At 71.3% G+C, this 19361-nt stretch carries 15 protein-coding genes; 12 read left to right on the top strand and 3 right to left on the bottom strand.

The features are described 5' to 3' along the window. Nucleotides 1-14: 14 nt before the first annotated feature. Together rnc and mutM are read left to right on the top strand one after the other, a co-directional pair. Nucleotides 15-836, top strand: a complete 822-nt coding sequence (rnc, locus tag IE198_RS24155; RefSeq protein WP_189890040.1) for a ribonuclease III — start codon at nt 15-17, stop codon at nt 834-836. Nucleotides 837-979: 143 nt separating this feature from the next. After that, nucleotides 980-1840, top strand: a complete 861-nt coding sequence (mutM, locus tag IE198_RS24150; protein ID WP_189890038.1) for a bifunctional DNA-formamidopyrimidine glycosylase/DNA-(apurinic or apyrimidinic site) lyase — start codon at nt 980-982, stop codon at nt 1838-1840. An 83-nt stretch (nt 1841-1923) separates the two neighbouring features. Here the strand turns inward: mutM and IE198_RS35530 are convergent, their stop codons facing one another. Beyond that, nucleotides 1924-2271, bottom strand: a complete 348-nt coding sequence (locus tag IE198_RS35530) for a CAP domain-containing protein (protein ID WP_229834278.1) — start codon at nt 2269-2271, stop codon at nt 1924-1926. Between IE198_RS35530 and IE198_RS35525 the strand changes: the two genes are divergently transcribed. From IE198_RS35525 to IE198_RS24125, 5 genes are all read left to right on the top strand, one after another. Next, nucleotides 2270-2854, top strand: a complete 585-nt coding sequence (locus IE198_RS35525) for a hypothetical protein (RefSeq protein WP_229834277.1) — start codon at nt 2270-2272, stop codon at nt 2852-2854. The genes IE198_RS35530 and IE198_RS35525 overlap by 2 nt on opposite strands. An 80-nt stretch (nt 2855-2934) precedes the next feature. Then, nucleotides 2935-3216, top strand: a complete 282-nt coding sequence (locus tag IE198_RS24140; RefSeq protein WP_189890033.1) for an acylphosphatase — start codon at nt 2935-2937, stop codon at nt 3214-3216. Nucleotides 3217-3608: 392 nt separating this feature from the next. After that, on the top strand, nt 3609-3827 hold the full coding sequence (locus tag IE198_RS24135; protein WP_100109370.1) for a hypothetical protein: 219 nt from the start codon (nt 3609-3611) through the stop codon (nt 3825-3827). 204 nt (nt 3828-4031) lie between these two features. Further along, nucleotides 4032-7634 carry a chromosome segregation protein SMC gene (smc, locus tag IE198_RS24130; RefSeq protein WP_189890031.1) on the top strand — a complete coding sequence of 1201 codons (3603 nt, stop codon included), beginning with the start codon at nt 4032-4034 and terminating at the stop codon, nt 7632-7634. A 222-nt stretch (nt 7635-7856) separates the two neighbouring features. Next, complete coding sequence (locus tag IE198_RS24125) at nt 7857-9278, top strand: sugar porter family MFS transporter (protein WP_189890029.1); 1422 nt, start codon at nt 7857-7859, stop codon at nt 9276-9278. 39 nt (nt 9279-9317) lie between these two features. Here the strand turns inward: IE198_RS24125 and IE198_RS24120 are convergent, their stop codons facing one another. Next, nucleotides 9318-10289 carry an LLM class flavin-dependent oxidoreductase gene (locus IE198_RS24120; protein WP_189890027.1) on the bottom strand — a complete coding sequence of 324 codons (972 nt, stop codon included), beginning with the start codon at nt 10287-10289 and terminating at the stop codon, nt 9318-9320. Between the two features lie 431 nt (nt 10290-10720). Between IE198_RS24120 and ftsY the strand changes: the two genes are divergently transcribed. Continuing rightward, nucleotides 10721-11944: a signal recognition particle-docking protein FtsY gene (gene ftsY / locus IE198_RS24115; RefSeq protein ID WP_100109374.1), complete on the top strand. Its 1224-nt coding sequence runs from the start codon at nt 10721-10723 to the stop codon at nt 11942-11944. Between the two features lie 63 nt (nt 11945-12007). On the opposite strand, the gene IE198_RS24110 is transcribed toward ftsY, so the two are convergent. Continuing rightward, nucleotides 12008-12670, bottom strand: coding sequence for a bifunctional DNA primase/polymerase (locus tag IE198_RS24110; protein ID WP_189890025.1), 663 nt, complete (start codon nt 12668-12670; stop codon nt 12008-12010). Nucleotides 12671-13096: 426 nt separating this feature from the next. On the opposite strand from IE198_RS24110, the gene nsdA reads away from it, so the two are divergent. The 4 genes from nsdA (at nt 13097) to IE198_RS24090 (ending at nt 19168) form a co-directional block, all read left to right on the top strand. Continuing rightward, on the top strand, nt 13097-14569 hold the full coding sequence (nsdA, locus tag IE198_RS24105) for a transcriptional repressor NsdA (protein WP_189890023.1): 1473 nt from the start codon (nt 13097-13099) through the stop codon (nt 14567-14569). A gap of 310 nt (nt 14570-14879) precedes the next feature. After that, nucleotides 14880-16238, top strand: coding sequence for an ammonium transporter (locus IE198_RS24100; protein WP_189890021.1), 1359 nt, complete (start codon nt 14880-14882; stop codon nt 16236-16238). After that, complete coding sequence (locus IE198_RS24095) at nt 16235-16573, top strand: P-II family nitrogen regulator (RefSeq protein ID WP_189890018.1); 339 nt, start codon at nt 16235-16237, stop codon at nt 16571-16573. Before IE198_RS24100 ends, IE198_RS24095 begins: the two co-directional genes overlap by 4 nt. 141 nt (nt 16574-16714) lie before the next feature. After that, on the top strand, nt 16715-19168 hold the full coding sequence (locus IE198_RS24090) for a [protein-PII] uridylyltransferase (RefSeq protein ID WP_189890015.1): 2454 nt from the start codon (nt 16715-16717) through the stop codon (nt 19166-19168). Nucleotides 19169-19361 lie beyond the last annotated feature (193 nt).

Below are 19361 nucleotides of genomic sequence, written 5' to 3'. Positions count from 1 at the left end.
TGGTGAGAGGCGCGATGTCTGAGTCCAGCAAGACGGACAATGCCTCGTCCCACACGCTTCTGGAAGGGCGGCTCGGGTACCAGCTCGAGTCCGCCCTTCTGGTGCGTGCACTGACCCACCGTTCGTACGCGTACGAGAACGGCGGTCTGCCCACCAACGAGCGCCTGGAGTTCCTCGGGGACTCCGTGCTCGGCCTGGTGGTCACCGACACGCTGTACCGCAGCCACCCCGACCTGCCGGAAGGCCAGCTGGCCAAACTGCGGGCCGCGGTGGTCAATTCGCGTGCGCTGGCGGAGGTCGGCCGCGGCCTCGAACTCGGCTCCTTCATCCGGCTCGGCCGCGGTGAAGAGGGCACGGGAGGCCGGGACAAGGCATCCATCCTTGCCGACACCCTCGAAGCGGTGATCGGCGCGGTCTATCTCGACCAGGGCCTGGAGGCGGCGTCCGAGCTGGTGCACCGGCTCTTCGACCCGCTGATCGAGAAGTCCTCCAACCTCGGCGCCGGCCTGGACTGGAAGACCAGCCTCCAGGAACTCACCGCGGCCGAGGGCCTCGGCGTCCCGGAGTACCTGGTCACAGAGACCGGACCGGACCACGAGAAGACCTTCACTGCTGCCGCCCGCGTCGGTGGTGTCTCGTACGGCACCGGCACCGGCCGCAGCAAGAAGGAAGCGGAGCAGCAAGCGGCGGAGTCCGCGTGGCGGGAGATCCGTACCGCCGCGGACCAGCGCGTGGCAGCGGCCCAGGCCGCCGCCACGAGCGACGCGGCCGGCACCGGCGAAGGGGACGCCGACGCCCCTTCCGCCCCGGCACCGGCGGACCGGGCCTCGGCCTGAGTCCGGCGCTCCGCCGAACCGCACCAGTCCCGTGCGACCCCTGCCTTCTGGCAGGGGTCGCACGGGCTGTTCCCGCCCGTCGGCGCCCCGCCGCCCGGCGGTACGCTGCGGGCATCACCCCGGCGAGCCGCAGAAGGAGACCCGTGCCCGAGCTGCCCGAGGTCGAAGTCGTACGCCGTGGCCTGCAGACCTGGGTCAGCGGACGCACGATCGCCGACGTGCAGGTGCTGCATCCGCGAGCGATCCGCCGGCACCTGGCCGGCGCGGAGGACTTCGCGGCGCGGCTGCGGGACCGGACCGTGGGCGACGCCTGCCGACGCGGCAAGTACCTGTGGCTGCCCCTCGCGGACACCGACGCCTCGGTCCTCGGCCACCTCGGCATGAGCGGCCAGCTCCTCGTGCAGCCGCAGGACGTGGCCGACGAGAAGCACCTGCGCATCCGCATCCGCTTCGCGGACGCGCTCGGCACCGAGCTGCGCTTCGTCGACCAGCGCACCTTCGGCGGTCTGTCCCTGCACGAGAACGCCCCGGACGGTCTGCCCGACGTCCTCTCCCACATCGCCCGCGACCCGCTCGACCCGCTCTTCGACGACGCGGCGTTCCAGGCGGCGATCCGGGCACGTCGCACCACCGTGAAGCGTGCCCTGCTCGACCAGTCGCTGATCAGCGGCGTCGGCAACATCTACGCGGACGAGGCCCTGTGGCGGGCCAGGATCCACTACGAGCGGCCCACCGCGACCCTCACCCGCCCCCGTTCCGCCGAACTGCTGCGCCACGTGCGGGATGTGATGACGGCCGCCCTCGCTGTCGGCGGCACCACCTTCGACAGCCTGTACGTCAACGTGAACGGCGAGTCCGGCTACTTCGACCGGTCCCTCGACGCCTACGGGCGCGAGGACGAGCCCTGCCGGCGCTGCGGCACAGCGATGCGCCGCCGCCCCTGGATGAATCGGTCCAGCTACTTCTGCCCGCGCTGCCAACGGGTGCCGCGCACTCCTTCCTGAGGCGGTCAGGCGGCCGTGCACGCAGAGGGCCCCGGCCACCTCCTCAGGTGACCGGGGCCCTCCTCATGGAACGCGGGTGCGGCTCAGTAGCCGAAGTTCTGTGTCCACCAAGGGCCGCCCTCGCCCATGTGCACACCGACGCCCAGCGTCGTGAAGTCGCAGTTGAGGATGTTCGCGCGGTGACCCTCGCTGTTCATCCACGAAGCCATGACCGCCTCGGCGTCGGCCTGGCCGCGGGCTATGTTCTCGCCGCCGAGACCGCTCACGCCGGCCTCCTCCGCACGGTCCCACGGCGTCTCGCCGTCGGGGTTGGTGTGGTCGAAGAAGCCGCGCGCCGCCATGTCCTTGCTGTGAGCGCGGGCCAGATCGGACAGCGCCCCGCTCGCCTTGAGCGGGCTGCAGCCCACCTTGGCGCGCTCCGAATTGACCATGTCGATCACCGTGGCCTCGGCGGATGCGGCGGCCGACGGGGCCGGTGGGGTCGACCGCGACGGAGCGACGGTGCGCTCCGGGGTGCGCGTCACCTCACGGGTCGGCTCCCGGGTCGGTTCGGAGGTCGGCTTCTTCGCCTCCGGGGTCCTCGTCGTCTCCCTGGACGGCGTGGCCGTCTTGGACGCCCTGGGCTTCTCGGGCGTCCTGGGCTTCTCGGCCGTCTTCGACGGCTTCGGCGAGGCCGGCTTCGAGGGCGTCCCGGACGGCGTGGCGCTGCGGCTCGGGGTGATGGACGGGCTTGCCGTCGGCTTGGTGCTCGCAGTGCCCTGCGCCTGCAGCCTAGAGGGCACCTCGCTGCGCATCTCGGTCTGCAGATCGGAGCCCGCGCCCACGGTGTACGTGTCGTCGCCGCCCGGCAGGATGCCGGTGGTCACGGCCACGGCGCCGAATGCCATGGCGGCAGAAGCCCCGAGCAGCCCGGTGCGTACGGGCAGACCCGCCCGCTTCTTCCGATGGCGACCCATCTGCTGTGCCTTCCTGGTGCGCGACGTCGAACGTCAATGGACTCACCCGAACGAGTGAAGCTGATTGCGTCCGGACTGTACGCCATGCGGCCTGGGGGCGAAGTGATGCAGAAGCAATCGGCCGGTTACCGTGCAGCCATGAACGACACCGCACGGCTGACCGCCTGGGTGCGCGGCCGAGTACAGGGAGTGGGCTTCCGCTGGTTCACCAGGGCAAACGCCTTGGAGATCGGCGGCCTCACCGGTTTTGCCCTCAATCTTGACGACGGCAGGGTGCAGGTGGTGGCCGAGGGATCGCGTGAGAATTGCCACCGTTTGCTGGAGTGGCTTCGCTCCGCCGACACGCCCGGCCATGTCGACGGAGTCACTGAGATCTGGGACACGCCCCGGGGCGGCTACCCGGACTTCGCCATCCGGTGACGATCATCGCGGCGCGCTCTTCCGCGGCAGCCGCGGCCGACCGTCACGGCTGTCTGCCGTCGGCACGAACTGCCTGGTGGTTGCCAACAGGGGCTTGCGGTGGCGGGCCGCGCCCGGAAAGATGATCGCCACGCCCCCAGGGCCCCGCAGGTGAGGCACCGTCGCAGTCAGCAGCGGCCGTATGCCCCCCGGACGCCTGCCGATACGGGGCGTGATCGTGTTGACCGTCAAACTTTTTGGTGAGACGCTGGAAGCCCCGCGCACCTCAACTGTTTGGCAGTAAGAACCGCAGCACGGCAAGCAGTACAACGAAGACTGTCGAGCACCGCGGGTGCGAACCCTCACGACCCACACCGCTTCGGTCGGTCACTCATTGTGGAGGACCATCCATCATGGCAAAGGCGCTTCTCGGTTACGTCGGCGGTTCCGACCCGCGACTCCTCGCCGAGATGCGACGGCTTCAGCAGCGCGTCCAGGACCTGGAGTCCGAGCTCGTACGGATCCAGTCCGAGAAGGATGCGCTCAGCGCTGCCGTCGCTCAGCACCCTGGAGAGTCGCTGCTCGACGGCATCGACATCGACGTACCTCGTGCGGAGCCCGCGCTCACCTGAGCTCGGCGTCCGCCAGAGTTATCGCGCAGCAAGATATGCAAGGGACGCCTCGGCGTCCCTTCTTTCTTTTCCGTTCTTCCGGTGCCCCCGCTGTCCGCTCTCGGCTCCGTCCTGGCCCCCGTGTGCCGAAGTGCTTTCTTTAACGTCTGATGTGCCCTGCACCTTCATGGGTGAAACCGCAAGCGAAAGGTAGAGTCCGGCGGCGTGCACCTCAAGGCCATGACCCTGCGCGGTTTCAAGTCCTTCGCCTCGGCCACCACACTGCGGTTCGAGCCCGGGATCACATGCGTCGTGGGGCCCAACGGATCCGGGAAGTCCAATGTGGTCGACGCCCTGTCCTGGGTCATGGGCGAGCAGGGCGCCAAGTCGCTGCGCGGCGGGAAGATGGAGGACGTCATCTTCGCCGGGACCACGGGCCGGCCGCCCCTCGGCCGCGCCGAGGTCTCCCTGACCATCGACAACTCCGACGGCGCCCTGCCCATCGAGTACGCCGAGGTCACCATCACGCGGATCATGTTCCGCAACGGGGGCAGCGAGTACCAGATCAACGGTGACACCTGCCGTCTCCTGGACATCCAGGAACTGCTGTCCGACTCCGGCATCGGCCGCGAGATGCACGTCATCGTCGGCCAGGGCCAGCTCGACTCCGTACTGCATGCGGACCCCATGGGGCGCCGGGCTTTCATCGAGGAGGCCGCAGGTGTCCTCAAGCACCGCAAGCGCAAGGAGAAGGCGCTGCGGAAGCTGGACGCGATGCAGGCCAACCTCGCCCGCGTGCAGGACCTCACCGACGAACTGCGCCGCCAGCTCAAGCCGCTCGGCCGGCAGGCCGCGGTGGCCAGGCGGGCCGCCGTCATCCAGGCCGATCTGCGCGACGCCCGGCTGCGACTGCTGGCCGACGACCTCGTCCGGATGCGGGAGGCGCTGCGCACCGAGGTCGCTGACGAGGCCGCGCTGAAGCAGCGTAAGGAGGCCGCGGAGGCAGAGCTCAAGGCGGCCCTGACCCGTGAGGCGGATCTGGAGGACGAGGTACGGCGGCTCGCGCCCCGGCTGCAGCGTGCCCAGCAGACCTGGTACGAGCTGTCCCAGCTCGCCGAGCGGGTGCGCGGCACGATCTCCCTGGCCGACGCCCGCGTGAAGAGCGCGACCGCGCAGCCCGCGGAGGAGCGGCGCGGCCGCGACCCCGAGGACATGGAGCGCGAGGCCGCCCGTATCCGCGAGCAGGAGGCGGAGCTCGAGGCGGCTCTGGAGGCGGCGGAACGGGCCCTTGAGGACACCGTGGCCCACCGCGCCGAACTGGAGCGCGAGTTGGTCGTCGAGGAGCGGCGCCTCAAGGACGTGGCGCGCGCCATCGCCGACCGCCGTGAAGGCCTCGCCCGGCTGAGCGGCCAGGTCAACGCGGCCCGTTCGCGAGCCGCCTCGGCCCAGGCCGAGATCGACCGGCTGGCCGCCGCCCGCGACGAGGCCCAGGAGCGGGCCGCCGCCGCGCAGGAGGAGTACGAGCAGCTCAAGGCCGAGGTCGACGCGCTGGATGCCGACGACTCGGAGCTGGCCGGCCGCCACGATGCGGCGAAGCGTGAACTGGCCGACGCAGAGGCCGAGCTGGGCGCGGCCCGCGAGGCGCTGACCACGGCGGAACGCAAGCGCGCCGCGGTGGCCGCCCGCCGCGAGGCGCTCGCGCTGGGCCTGCGGCGCAAGGACGGGACGGGCGCGCTCCTCGGCGCGCGCGACCGGCTCTCCGGGCTGCTCGGCCCGGCGGCGGAACTGCTCACGGTGACGCCCGGCTACGAGATTCCCGTGGCGGCCGCGCTGGGCGCGGCGGCGGACGCGGTGGCCGTCGCCGACCCGTCCACGGCCGCGGAGGCGATCCGCCTCCTCCGCAAACAGGACGCCGGCCGCGCGGCCCTGCTCCTTGCGTCGGTGGACCCCGCTGACGCGGAGGGCGCCGTCCCGCCGGCCGTCCCGGGGCCTGGCGGTTCGGGTGGTACGGCAGGCGAGGCGGGGGCCCGTGTCGACGCGGCCGGGCTGGTGCGCGGGCCCGCGGAGCTGATGCCCGCCGTGCGGCGGCTGCTGCGCGGGACCGTGGTCGTCGGGACGCTCGAGGACGCAGAGGATCTGGTGTACGCGCGGCCCGGGGTGACCGCCGTGACCGCCGAGGGGGACGTGCTCGGTGCGTACTTCGCGCAGGGCGGGTCCGCCGGGGCTCCCAGCCTGCTCGAGGTGCAGGCCTCCGTCGACGAGGCGGCGGCCGAGCTGGAGGAGCTGGCCGGCCGGTGCGAGGAGCTGGCCGCCGCCCAGCAGCAGGCCACCGCCCGCCGCGCCGGGTGTGCCGCGCTCGTCGAGGAGTTGGGGGAGCGGCGGCGCGCCGCCGACCGTGAGAAGTCCGCCGTTTCCGGGCGGCTCGGCCGGCTCTCCGGTCAGGCCAGGGGCGCGGCGGGCGAGGCCGAGCGGTCCGCCGCGGCCGCCGCCCGGGCCCAGGAGGCCCTGGAGCAGGCCACCGAAGAGGCGGAGGAGCTGGCCGAGCGGCTGCTGGTCGCCGAGGAGGCCCCGGTGGAGGAGGAGCCCGACACCCATGTGCGCGACCGCCTCGCGGCCGACGGGGCCAACGCGCGCCAGACCGAGATGGAGGCCCGCCTCCAGGTCCGTACGCACGAGGAGCGCGTGAAAGGGCTCGCAGGGCGCGCGGACGCGCTCGACCGGGGAGCGCGCGCCGAGCGCGAGGCGCGGGCACGCGCGGAGCAGCGGCGCGCCCGGCTGCGCCACGAGGCCGAGGTCGCGGCGGCCGTCGCCGCCGGAGCCCGCCAGTTGCTGGCGCACGTCGAGGTGTCGCTGGTGCGCGCCGAGGCCGAGCGGGCCGCGGCCGAGGCCGCGAAGGGAGAGCGCGAGCAGGAGCTGACCGCCGCCCGCAACGCGGGACGCGACCTCAAGGGCGAGCTCGACAAGCTGACCGACTCCGTGCACCGCGGTGAGGTGCTGGGGGCGGAGAAGCGGTTGCGGATCGAGCAGCTGGAGACGAAGGCCCTGGAGGAGCTGGGCGTGGAGCCGGCCGGGCTGGTCTGCGAATACGGCCCCGACCAACTGGTTCCTGCGTCGCCGCCCGCGGAGGGCGAGGAGCTTCCGGAGGACCCGGAGCACCCGAGGAACCAGCCGCGGCGTTTCGTCCGCGCGGAACAGGAAAAGCGCCTGAAGTCGGCCGAACGGGCGTACCAGCAGCTCGGAAAGGTGAATCCGCTCGCTCTGGAGGAGTTCGCGGCGCTCGAGGAGCGTCACCAGTTCCTGTCGGAGCAGCTCGAGGATCTCAAGAAGACCCGTGCCGACCTACTGCAGGTGGTGAAGGAGGTGGACGAGCGCGTCGAGCAGGTCTTCACCGAGGCATACCGGGACACGGCCCGTGAGTTCGAGGGCGTCTTCTCCCGGCTCTTCCCCGGCGGCGAGGGGCGGCTGGTACTGACCGACCCCGACAACATGCTCACCACGGGCGTGGACGTCGAGGCACGGCCGCCCGGCAAGAAGGTCAAGCGGCTGTCGCTGCTCTCGGGCGGGGAGCGGTCGCTGACCGCCGTGGCGATGCTGGTGTCGATCTTCAAGGCGCGGCCCAGCCCGTTCTATGTGATGGACGAGGTCGAGGCGGCTCTCGACGACACAAACCTCCAGCGGCTGATCCGGATCATGCAGGAGCTCCAGGAGAGCTCGCAGCTGATCGTGATCACGCACCAGAAGCGGACCATGGAGGTCGCGGACGCCCTGTACGGCGTCTCGATGCAGGGCGACGGTGTCTCCAAAGTCATCAGCCAGCGTCTTCGCTGACGTTGCGCTGCCCCCTGCCCACTGCTCTTCAAGACTTGAAAGCAACGTGACTCATCGTGCCGGAAACAGAATCGCCACAGGGTCTTGACTTCGAAACTTGAAGGAATAGTCTCTCCAACGTTCCTTTTACCTTCAAGTGGTGCGCGTCGTGAACCTGTGTGCCACTTGAGGGGCTCGCCCCCACACGCCCGGCGACGCTGCCGGACGGCCCCAGGAGTACACGTGACCAACACTGCGCAGCCGCCACCGGCATCGGGAGCCCGCTCGGCCCGGCCCGAACACCTCGGGCACGTCATCTTCATCACGGCCGCCGCCGCGATGGGCGGCTTCCTCTTCGGTTACGACAGCTCGGTGATCAACGGTGCCGTCGAAGCCATCCGGGACCGCTACGACATCGGCTCCGGGACGCTTGCCCAGGTCATCGCCATCGCCCTGATCGGCTGCGCCGTCGGCGCCGCCACCGCCGGCCGGATCGCCGACCGCATCGGACGCATCCGGTGCATGCAGATCGCGGCCGTGCTCTTCACCGTCAGCGCCGTCGGTTCGGCGCTCCCGTTCGCGCTGTGGGACCTCGCCCTGTGGCGGATCATCGGCGGCTTCGCCATCGGCATGGCCTCCGTCATCGGCCCCGCCTACATCGCGGAGGTCTCCCCGCCCGCCTACCGCGGACGCCTCGCCTCCTTCCAGCAGGCCGCGATCGTCATCGGTATCGCCGTCTCCCAGCTGGTGAACTACGGCATCCTGCAGCTCGCCGACGGTGAGCAGCGCGGTGAGATCGGCGGGCTCGAGGCCTGGCAGTGGATGCTCGGCGTGATGGTCGTCCCGGCCGTGCTCTACGGCCTGCTGTCCTTCGCGATCCCCGAGTCCCCCCGCTTCCTCATCTCCGTCGGCAAGGTCGACAAGGCCAAGCAGGTCCTCTTTGAGGTCGAGGGCAAGAACGTCGACCTCAACGCCCGCATCATCGAGATCGACCACGCGATGCGCCGCGAGCACAAGTCCACCTTCAAGGACCTGCTCGGCAGCCGCTTCGGCTTCCTGCCCATCGTCTGGGTCGGCATCGGGCTCTCGGTCTTCCAGCAGCTCGTCGGCATCAATGTCGCCTTCTACTACTCGGCGACCCTGTGGCAGTCGGTGGGCGTCGACCCGTCCAGCTCGTTTCTCTACTCGTTCACCACGTCGATCATCAACATCATCGGCACCGTGATCGCGATGGTGCTGGTGGACCGGATCGGTCGCAGGCCGCTCGCGCTCATCGGCTCCGCCGGTATGGCGATCGCGCTGGCACTGGAGGCCTGGGCGTTCTCCGCCGACCTCGTCGACGGCAAGCTGCCGGAGACCCAGGGCATCGTCGCCCTGATCGCCGCCCACGTCTTCGTGCTCTTCTTCGCACTCTCGTGGGGCGTCGTGGTCTGGGTCTTCCTCGGGGAGATGTTCCCGAACCGGATCCGCGCCGCAGCGCTCGGCATCGCCGCCTCCGCGCAGTGGATCGCGAACTGGGCCATCACCGCGAGCTTCCCGAGTCTCGCAGACTGGAACCTCTCCGGCACGTACGTGATCTACACGGTCTTCGCCGTGCTCTCGATCCCCTTCGTACTCAGGTACGTCAAGGAGACGAAGGGCAAGGCGTTGGAGGAGATGGGCTAATCCCCGCTGCCCCTCTCCTCGCCACGGAACTGCCCCGGCTCAGCGCGTGAGCCGGGGCAGTACGTGTTCGCAGAGCAGTTGGAGGCTGCGCCGGCCCTCGTCGACCGGCATGCCGCCGCACAGCGGATGCAGCACCAGGCTCTCGGCGCCGAGCCCGACGCACTCGTCCGGCGTCACGATCCGGTACACACCCTCGCTGCGCAGCTCCTCGACCGTCGCCGCACCGGAGCGCACCGCGGAGCGGATGTCCCGCGACTGCCAGGAGGCGTAGGTCCGCGCCTCGTGCAGGAAGTGCTCGCCGTACAGCGCCCACGCGCGGTCGGGGTCCTCCGAGAGGTGCAGCAGTGGCGTCTTCTCCGCGGGCATCATGCAGAAGCCGTCGGTGCCGTACTCGGCCCGCCGCTCCTCGTAGTACTCCGCCAGTTCCGGCAGATGCGCGCTGGGGAAGAAGGGCAGCCCGAGGCGGGCCGCCCTGCGCGCCGCCGCCCGCGAGGACCCGCCGACGAGCAGCATCGGGTGGGGCCGGGTGTACGGGCGCGGCGTGACCCGCACGGTGCGGCCCCGGTAGGTGAAGGGCTCGCCGGTCCAGGCCGTCAGCAGCGTCTCCAGCAGCTCGTCCTGCAGCGCCCCGCGCCGGCCCCACTCCACGCCCAGCTGCTCGTACTCCTCAGGCCGGTAACCGATGCCCGCGACGGTCACCAACCGCCCCTTGCCGATCAGGTCGAGTACGGCGAGATCCTCCGCGAGCCGCAGCGGGTCGTGCAACGGACCGATGATCGCGGACACGGTGACCGCGACACGGCGGGTGACACCGAGGACTGCTCCGGCGAAGGCCAGCGGGGACGGCAGCCAGTTGTTGTCCGCGCCGTGGTGCTCCTCCGTCTGGATCGTGTCGACGCCGCGTTCGTCCGCGTAGGCGGCCATCTCCAGGGCCGCGCGGTAGCGGGCCGCGAGGGTCTCCGGTGTCGCCGCAGGATCGACCAGGTTGAACCGGACCACCGTGAAGGCCATGGGACGTCCCCCTCCGCCGGGTGTGGGCATGGCGAGGACGGACGGTAGCTGACGTAGCGTCAGATGGACAGGGTGCGGTCTCCCGCTCCGGTGGGGCTCCACCGGTCCGGCCACCATGCCGGGGCGCGTGGCGCTCACCGGGTCCACTGCGGAGGCCGCCGTCACGGTGAGCGGCGGCAGGGCGACGATGACGGCGCCGCCGGCCGTGCGCCCACCGTCGCCCGGCCCGAAGCCGTACGCGCCGGACAGCGGGTCACGTCAGGGTCCGCGGGGGCCGGGGCGAAGGTATCCGTACCGGCGTGGCGACGGAGGGCTGCCAGGGGGACCGAACCGTGTGAATGCACCCAAACGCCCAAATGGGTGAGGTGGCCTTTGTGGGATCGTCCGAGGGCCGCTGGTACGGGCACCGGTGGCCGATACTGGACCGCGTTATGGAAATCGTCATCCTTGCCGTAGTCATCGCCCTGGTCGCGATCGGCGCGATCAGCGGCCTCGTGGTCAGCAGCCGCAAGAAGAAGCAGCTGCCTCCGCAGGCGCCGCCGAGCACGCCGACCATCACCGCTCCGCCCGCCGAACCGCATGTCGGCGACGAGGCGGAGACACCGCGGGACGAACCCCGCCGCACCATCGAGGAGGTCGACCTTCCGACGGCCGACGAGGCCGTCGAAACCCCCGTCGCCGTCGAGGACCCGGTCGTCGCCGAGGCCCCCGCGCCCGCCGTCGAGATCCCGGAGCCGACCGCCGGCCGGCTCGTCCGGCTGCGCGCCCGCCTTGCCCGTTCGCAGAACTCCCTCGGCAAGGGGCTCCTCACACTCCTGTCCCGTGAGCACCTCGACGAGGACACGTGGGAGGAGATCGAGGACACGCTGCTCACCGCCGACGTGGGCGTCGCTCCCACCCAGGAGCTCGTCGAGCGGCTGCGCGAGCGGGTGAAGGTGCTCGGCACCCGCACCCCCGAGCAGCTGCGCACCCTGCTCCGCGAGGAGCTGCTGCACCTCATCGGTACCGACGCCGACCGCGCAGTCAAGACCGAGAGCGGTCTCGACACCCCGGGTGTTGTCATGGTCGTCGGTGTCAACGGCACCGGGAAGACCACCACCACCGGCAAACTCGCCCGTGTCCTGGTCGCGGACGGCCGGTCCGTCGTGCTGGGCGCCGCGGACACCTTCCGCGCCGCCGCCGCCGACCAGCTCCAGACATGGGGCGAGCGCGTCGGTGCCCGCACGGTACGGGGGCCCGAGGGCGGCGACCCGGCCTCGATCGCCTTCGACGCGGTCAAGGAGGGCATCGCCGAGGGCGCAGACGTCGTGCTCATCGACACGGCCGGGCGGCTGCACACCAAGACCGGCCTCATGGACGAGCTCGGCAAGGTCAAGCGGGTCGTGGAGAAGCACGGGCCGCTGGACGAGGTCCTGCTCGTCCTGGACGCCACCACCGGACAGAACGGCCTGGTGCAGGCCAGGGTCTTCGCCGAGGTCGTCGACATCACCGGCATCGTTCTGACGAAGCTGGACGGTACCGCCAAGGGCGGCATCGTCGTCGCGGTCCAGCGGGAGCTGGGCGTGCCCGTCAAGCTCGTGGGTCTGGGCGAGGGCGCGGACGACCTGGCGCCGTTCGAGCCCGAGGCGTTCGTCGACGCGCTGATCGGCGACTGAGCCCACCTCGTACAGAAAAGCGCCCGGCCGTCGGGAGACGGCCGGGCGCTTTTCATGTCCGGGTCAGGAGCGACTGCGGTGGCAGATGTACGCCAGGGTGCCGAGCAGCAGCCGGGCCTCCGGCGGGGCGGCCGCCGTGTCGAGGGAGGGCGGCCGCAGCCACCGGACGGGTCCCCGGCCGCCGCGGTCCGACGGCGGGGCGGTGATGTGGTCGCCGGGACCCAGGCAGCGCAGGTCCAGGTCGGCGTCGTCCCAACCCATCCGGTAGAGCAGCCCGGGCATTTCGGCCGCGGCGCCGGGAGCGACGAAGAACTGGCAGCGGCCGTCGGGCGTGGCCGTGACCGGGCCGAGCGGCAGGCCCATGCGCTCCATCCGCACCAGTGCGCGGCGGCCGGCGGGCGCGGCCACGTCGAGGATGTCGAAGCTGCGGCCGACCGGCAGCAGAAGCGACGCCCCGGGCACGTCCGCCCATGCCTTGCCCGCCTCGTCGAGCGTGGCGCCGGCCGGGACCTCGAGCGCGAAGTCGAGCGGGTGGGCGCCGGGTGCCGCGCAGCGGGCGTCCCCGCAGGAGCACTTGCCCGAGGCGGCACGAGCGCCCGCAATCACCGTCCAGCCCCACAGGCCGGTGTACTCGGCCACCACGGTGGCCTCTGTCGTGCGCCCGCGGCGCCGGGCGCCCGTCCGGATCTGACCGATCCCACGGGTGCCGCCGATCGTGAAGCCCATGCCCCCTCCAACGGGTCGTAGGCGCCGGTGGTTACGACTTGAAGTTCCCCTGTGACTCTGTGTTGTCGCCTGCGGAGAGATTGCGGCGTGCGGTGGTGCATGGGGTGGTGCGGAACGCGGCGCGCGCCCGTGCGCACAACGTTCCATCGGACCCTGATCGTCGTGTGTCAAGTGAATCGCGCGCGGCCGTAAGTCAGTTCACTCGGAGGGGTGGCGAATGGTGGCGTTTCTGCAATCCCAGTCGCAGGAGCCGTGATCGTCGGATTACGGTCGGTACATCAACCTGCAATTGCAGTCTGCTTCCGGATATGCCGGAGGCAAAGCGGCTTACTGTTCGACGGGTGCAAGACGGTCACGGCGAGCCGCAACCGGCGTCATTCTGGTAGGGGTTCGGGCAATGAGGCTTCGGCGGACGGGGGCACTCCAGTGAGCGGCAGCGGCGCAGACGGTACGAACGCCGGCAAGCGCCCCAATGAGCGGCTGGGTTCGTGGTTCATGCGCAGCGGCTGGTCGAAGGGCGAGCTCGCTCGCCAGGTGAACCGCCGGGCCCGCCAGATGGGCGCCCACCACATCAGCACGGACACCTCCCGGGTGCGCCGCTGGCTGGACGGCGAGCAGCCGCGCGAGCCGATCCCCCGCATCCTCTCCGAGCTCTTCTCCGAGCGCTTCGGCAGCGTCGTCGCCGTCGAGGACCTCGGACTGCGCACCGTCCACCAGTCACCGTCGGTCTCCGGCGTGGACCTCCCCTGGGCCGGGGACCGGACCGTCGCACTCCTCAGCGAGTTCTCCAGAAGCGACCTGATGCTGGCCCGCCGCGGTTTCCTCGGCAGCTCGCTCTCCCTCTCCGCCGGCCCCGCCCTCGTCGAGCCGATGCAGCGCTGGCTCGTCCCCACCCCCGCTCCGGAAGCGCAGCAGGAACCGCCCGCTCCCCTGCGGCGGGGGGCCCGACTCTCCGGCCCCGAACTCGATCTTCTCGAGGCCACCACCGCCATGTTCCGCAAGTGGGACGCCCAGTGCGGCGGCGGCCTGCGCCGCAAAGCGGTCGTCGGCCAGCTCCACGAGGTCACCGACCTGCTTCAGGAGCCCCAGCCGCTCGCCACCCGGTGCCGCCTGTTCCGGACCGCCGCCGAGCTGGCGGAGCTCGCCGGATGGATGAGCTACGACGTGGGTCTTCAGCCGACCGCCCAGAAGTACTTCGTGCTCGCCCTGCACGCCTCCAAGGAAGCGGGCGACAAGCCGCTCGGCTCGTACATCCTGTCCTCGATGAGCCGCCAGATGATCCACCTCGGCCGCCCCGACGACGCCCTCGAACTGATCCACCTCGCCCAGTACGGCAGCCGCGACTGCGCCACCGCGCGCACTCAGGCCATGCTGTATGCGATGGAGGCCCGCGCCTACGCCAACATGGGCCAGCCCAGCAAATGCCGGCGAGCCGTCCGGATGGCCGAAGACACCTTCGCCGACGTCGGTCTCGACGGCGAGCCCGAGCCCGACTGGATCCGCTTCTTCTCCGAGGCGGAACTCCACGGCGAGAACTCCCACTCCTACCGTGACCTGGCCTATGTCGCGGGCCGCAGCCCCACCTACGCCTCGCTCGCCGAGCCGGTCATGCAGCGCGCCGTCGAGCTCTTCGACCAGGACGACGAGCACCAGCGGTCGTACGCACTCAATCTGATCGGAATGGCCACGGTCCACCTGCTCAAGAAGGAGCCGGAACAGGCCACCGCCATCGCCGGCCGGGCGCTCACCGTCGCCAAGCGTGTCCGCTCCGAGCGGGTCAACACCCGGCTGCGCAAGACCGTCGACACCGCCGCCAGGGACTTCGGCGACGTCGCCGAGGTCGCCCAGCTCACCGACCATCTCACCGCCCAGCTGCCGGAGACCGCGGAAGCGGTCTGACCGGCAGTGGCACAGCAGGCCCCGGCCGCGACACCCACCCCGAACCGCCCGACTCGGCTCCCCCCGTGCCAAGTCATCCGGGCGGGTGTCGTGGCCGGTTTGTGACGTCCGTAGCGGACACGCGCGGTGCCCTCGGACGATCAGCTCGTTCATGACGACGTAACACGCCGGACCTCTTCGTCACCGGCGCGAAACATCGTGTGGCATCCGCGGAAACGGCGCTCCGCCAATCTCAAGCGGCATAACGGCCCGCCCCTTCCGCCGCACAGGCTCCGCCCGCACGCGGCCGCACGACGACGAGGAGACGCCGATGCCCCCAGGCATCTCGACCCTTGCCGCAGACGCCCCAGAGCTGTCTGCCGCCAATACAGGGTTCATGCTCATCTGTTCCGCCCTGGTGATGCTCATGACCCCGGGACTCGCCTTCTTCTACGGAGGCATGGTCCGCGTCAAGAGCACCCTGAACATGCTGATGATGAGCTTCATCAGCCTCGGTATCGTCACCATCCTGTGGGTGCTCTACGGCTTCAGCATGGCCTTCGGCACCGACATCGGCTCGATCGTCGGCTGGAGCGCGGACTACGTCGGCTTCGGCAACATCGGCGTCACCGAGCTGTGGGACGGCTACACCATCCCCGTCTACGTCTTCGCCGTCTTCCAGCTGATGTTCGCGATCATCACACCGGCACTGATCAGCGGTGCCCTCGCCGACCGGGTCAAGTTCACCGCCTGGGCGCTGTTCATCACGCTGTGGGTCACGGTCGTCTACTTCCCGGTCGCCCACTGGGTGTGGGGTGCCGGCGGCTGGCTCTTCGAGATGGGTGTCATCGACTTCGCCGGCGGCACGGCCGTCCACATCAACGCCGGTGCCGCGGCCCTCGGCGTCATCCTGGTCATCGGCAAGCGTGTCGGCTTCAAGAAGGACCCGATGCGCCCGCACAGCCTCCCGCTGGTCATGCTCGGCGCGGCACTGCTGTGGTTCGGCTGGTTCGGCTTCAACGCCGGATCGTGGCTCGGCAACGACGACGGCGTCGGCGCGGTCATGTTCGTCAACACCCAGGTGGCCACCGCGGCCGCCATGCTCGCCTGGCTCCTCTACGAGAAGATCCGCCACGGCGCCTTCACCACCCTCGGCGCCGCCTCCGGCGCGGTGGCCGGCCTCGTCGCCATCACCCCGTCGGGCGGCTCCGTCTCCCCGCTCGGCGCGATCGCCGTCGGCGTCATCGCCGGTCTGCTCTGCGCCATCGCCGTCGGCCTGAAGTTCAAGTTGGGCTACGACGACTCCCTCGACGTCGTCGGCGTCCACCTCGTCGGCGGTGTCGTCGGCTCCCTGCTGGTCGGCTTCTTCGCCACCGGCGGCGTCCAGTCCGACGCCAAGGGCCTCTTCTACGGCGGCGGCCTCGACCAGCTCGGCAAGCAGGCCATCGGCGTCTTCGCGGTGCTCGCCTACTCTCTGGTGGTCTCCGCCGTCCTCGCCTTCGTCCTTGACAAGACCATCGGCATGAGGGTCGACGAGGACGTCGAGGTCTCCGGCATCGACCAGGTCGAGCACGCCGAGACCGCGTACGACTTCAGCGGTGCCGGCGGCGGTGCCGGCTCCCGCAAGGACGTGCCCACGACGGGCGAGACCGTGGCAGCCGCAGGGCAGAACAAGAAGGTGGACGCATGAAGCTCATCACCGCAGTCGTGAAGCCGCATCGGCTGGACGAGATCAAGGAGGCCCTCCAGGCCTTCGGAGTCCACGGGCTCACCGTCACGGAAGCCAGCGGCTACGGCCGGCAGCGCGGCCACACCGAGGTCTACCGGGGCGCCGAGTACACCGTCGACCTGGTACCCAAGATCCGTATCGAGGTGCTGGTCGAGGACGGCGACGCCGAACAGCTCGTCGAGGTGATCGTCAAGGCCGCCCGCACCGGGAAGATCGGCGACGGCAAGGTCTGGAGCGTCCCGGTCGACACGGCGGTACGCGTGCGGACCGGCGAGCGCGGCCCCGACGCGCTCTAGAGCATTCCGCACGAGGTGAGCGAGCCGAAGGGCGCGCCCCTGTCGAAGGCGACGAGGCCGAGCGCGCGCAGCGTCGAGGAGTGTCGACAGGGGGTACGAGCACCCTGGGGCGAGCGGACACAGGAAAAGGGAGCCGCAGGCGTGACGAGTGTTGAAGTGATCAACGAAGCGGAAGACTCGGGACCCAGCGGCTATGCGGCGGCCCGGCTGCGCCTTCTCAACGAGAAGGAGCGGTCCGGGCCGCCGCGCCGTGCGGCCCTCGCCCGGCTGACCGACGAATGGCTGGCCGCGCTGTTCGCCGCAGCCGTGCAGGAACAGGGGGTCCGGGGCGCCGCCCTCGTCGCCGTCGGGGGCTACGGCCGCGGCGAACTCTCCCCGCGCAGCGACCTCGACCTGTTGCTGCTCCACGACGGCGGCGCATCGCCCGAAGCCGTCGCCGCGATCGCCGACCGGATCTGGTATCCGGTCTGGGACCTGGGCCTCGCCCTCGACCACTCCGTACGCACCCCCGCGGAGGCCCGCAAGACCGCCGGGGAGGACCTCAAGGTGCAGCTCGGTCTTCTCGACGCCCGGCCCGTCGCCGGCGACCTCGGGCTCGTCGCCTCCCTGCGCACCGCCGTGCTCGCCGACTGGCGCAACCAGGCACCCCGACGCCTGCCCGAACTCGACGAACTCTGCCGCGAACGGGCCGCCCGTCAGGGCGAGCTCCAGTACCTCCTCGAACCCGACCTCAAGGAAGCCCGCGGCGGACTGCGCGACGTCACCGCGCTGCGCGCCGTCGCCGCCTCCTGGCTCGCCGACGCCCCCCGCGAAGGACTCGCCGAGGCCCGCCGGACCCTGCTCGACGTACGCGACGCGCTCCACCTCACCACCGGACGCGCCACCGACCGGCTCGCCCTCCAGGAACAGGACCAGGTCGCCGCGGAGCTCGGCCTCCTCGACGCCGACGCCCTGCTGCGCCAGGTGTACGAGGCCGCGCGGACCGTCTCGTACGCCACCGACGTCACCTGGCGCGAAGTCGGCCGCGTCCTGCGCTCCCGAGCCGTACGGCCGAGGCTGCGCGCCATGCTCGGCGGCCGTGTGGCGCAGCCCGAACGCACGCCCCTCGCGGAAGGAGTCGTCGAACTCGACGGCGAAGTGGTCCTCGCCCGCACCGCACGACCCGAACGCGACCCCGTCCTCCCGCTCCGGGCCGCCGCGGCTGCCGCCCAGTCGGGCCTGCCGATCTCCCGGCACGCCGTCCGGCGCCTGGGCGAAGCCATGAACGCCCGTCCGCTGCCCGTGCCCTGGCCCGCCGAGGCCCGCGAGGAACTCGTCACCCTGCTCGGCGCCGGGGAGCCGACCGTCGCCGTCTGGGAGGCCCTGGAGGCGGAAGGCCTGATCACCCGACTCGTCCCCGACTGGGAACGCGTCCGTTGCCGGCCCCAGCGCAACGCGGTGCACACCTGGACCGTCGACCGGCATCTCGTCGAGACCGCCGTCAAGGCGTCCGAGCTCACCCGCCACGTCGGCCGCCCCGACCTGTTGCTGGTCGCCGCCCTGCTGCACGACATCGGCAAGGGCTGGCCCGGCGACCACTCCGTGGCCGGCGAGACCATCGCCCGCGATGTCGCCACCCGGATCGGCTTCGACCGTGCCGACGTGGGCGTCATCGCCACCCTCGTCCGCCACCACCTGCTGCTCGTCGACACGGCGACCCGGCGCGACCTCGACGACCCCGCGACCGTGGCCTCTGTGGCCTCCGTCGTCGTGTCCGCCTCCACGCTGGAGCTGCTGCACGCCCTGACCGAGGCGGACGCCCTCGCGACAGGGCCGGCGGCCTGGTCCTCCTGGCGCGGCTCGCTCGTCGCGGACCTCGTACGGCGGGTCGCCGCCCTGCTCGCCGGCGACGTCCCGGACGAGCCGGACCAGGCCGCACCCAGCGCCGAGCAGGAACGCCTCGCGATCGAGGCCCTGCGCACCGGTGAGCCCGTGCTCACCCTCCACACCCAGCACGAGACCCCGGCCGAGGACGGCCGACCGGAACCCGTCGGCGTCGAACTGCTCATCGCCCTGCCCGACCAGCCGGGCGTGCTGCCCGCGGTCGCCGGAGTCCTCGCACTGCACCGGCTCACCGTCCGCGCCGCCGACCTGCGGTCGATCGAGCTGCCGAGCGAGGTGGGCGACGGAGCCGTCCTCGTTCTGAACTGGCGGGTGGCGGCCGAGTACGGCTCCCTGCCGCAGGCCGTCCGGCTCCGTGCGGACCTCGTACGCGCTCTCGACGGCTCCCTGGACATCCCTGGCCGCCTCGCCGAACGCGAGGCCGCCTACCCGCGGCGGCGCGGCGTCAAGGCCCCGCCGCCGCGGGTGACGGTCGCGCCGACGGGGTCCCGCCTGGCCACGGTCATCGAGGTCCGCGCCCACGACGCCCCCGGCCTGCTCCACAGGATCGGCCGCGCCCTGGAGGGCGCGACGGTCCGGGTCCGCAGCGCCCACGTCTCGACGCTGGGCGCGAACGCGGTGGACACGCTCTACGTCACGGACGGGGACGGCTCCCCGTTGCCCGACGGCGAGGCACGGCAGCTGGCCAAGGTGATGGAGGAGGCGTTGCGGTGATGGCGTGACCAGCGGCCGGGCTGCTCCTTGAATCGGGTGTGCCTCCCGCCCCTGTGGGGAGTGTCCCCCCCCGCTCAGCACATCGTGAGGATCGTCAAAGTCTGCTCCCCGCCACCGTCGGGCCCCCGTGCCTGCCCATCCGATCCGGTGGGCAGGGACGATTCCTTTGCCGGGCCCGATACTCTGGAGGGCG

The organism is Streptomyces xantholiticus (assembly GCF_014651015.1).
Lineage (GTDB): Bacteria > Actinomycetota > Actinomycetes > Streptomycetales > Streptomycetaceae > Streptomyces > Streptomyces xantholiticus.
Note: the sequence above shows the minus strand (reverse complement) of the source record. Positions and strands in the feature narration are given on the sequence as shown.

Coding starts and splice junctions, on each gene's coding strand:
- rnc (WP_189890040.1), top strand. CDS start 15: ATGTCTGAGTCCAGCAAGACGGACAATGCCTCGTCCCACACGCTTCTG.
- IE198_RS35525 (WP_229834277.1), top strand. CDS start 2,270: ATGTCGATCACCGTGGCCTCGGCGGATGCGGCGGCCGACGGGGCCGGT.
- IE198_RS35530 (WP_229834278.1), bottom strand. CDS start 2,271: ATGGTCAATTCGGAGCGCGCCAAGGTGGGCTGCAGCCCGCTCAAGGCG.
- IE198_RS24140 (WP_189890033.1), top strand. CDS start 2,935: ATGAACGACACCGCACGGCTGACCGCCTGGGTGCGCGGCCGAGTACAG.
- IE198_RS24135 (WP_100109370.1), top strand. CDS start 3,609: ATGGCAAAGGCGCTTCTCGGTTACGTCGGCGGTTCCGACCCGCGACTC.
- IE198_RS24120 (WP_189890027.1), bottom strand. CDS start 10,289: ATGGCCTTCACGGTGGTCCGGTTCAACCTGGTCGATCCTGCGGCGACA.
- ftsY (WP_100109374.1), top strand. CDS start 10,721: ATGGAAATCGTCATCCTTGCCGTAGTCATCGCCCTGGTCGCGATCGGC.
- IE198_RS24110 (WP_189890025.1), bottom strand. CDS start 12,670: ATGGGCTTCACGATCGGCGGCACCCGTGGGATCGGTCAGATCCGGACG.
- IE198_RS24100 (WP_189890021.1), top strand. CDS start 14,880: ATGCCCCCAGGCATCTCGACCCTTGCCGCAGACGCCCCAGAGCTGTCT.
- IE198_RS24095 (WP_189890018.1), top strand. CDS start 16,235: ATGAAGCTCATCACCGCAGTCGTGAAGCCGCATCGGCTGGACGAGATC.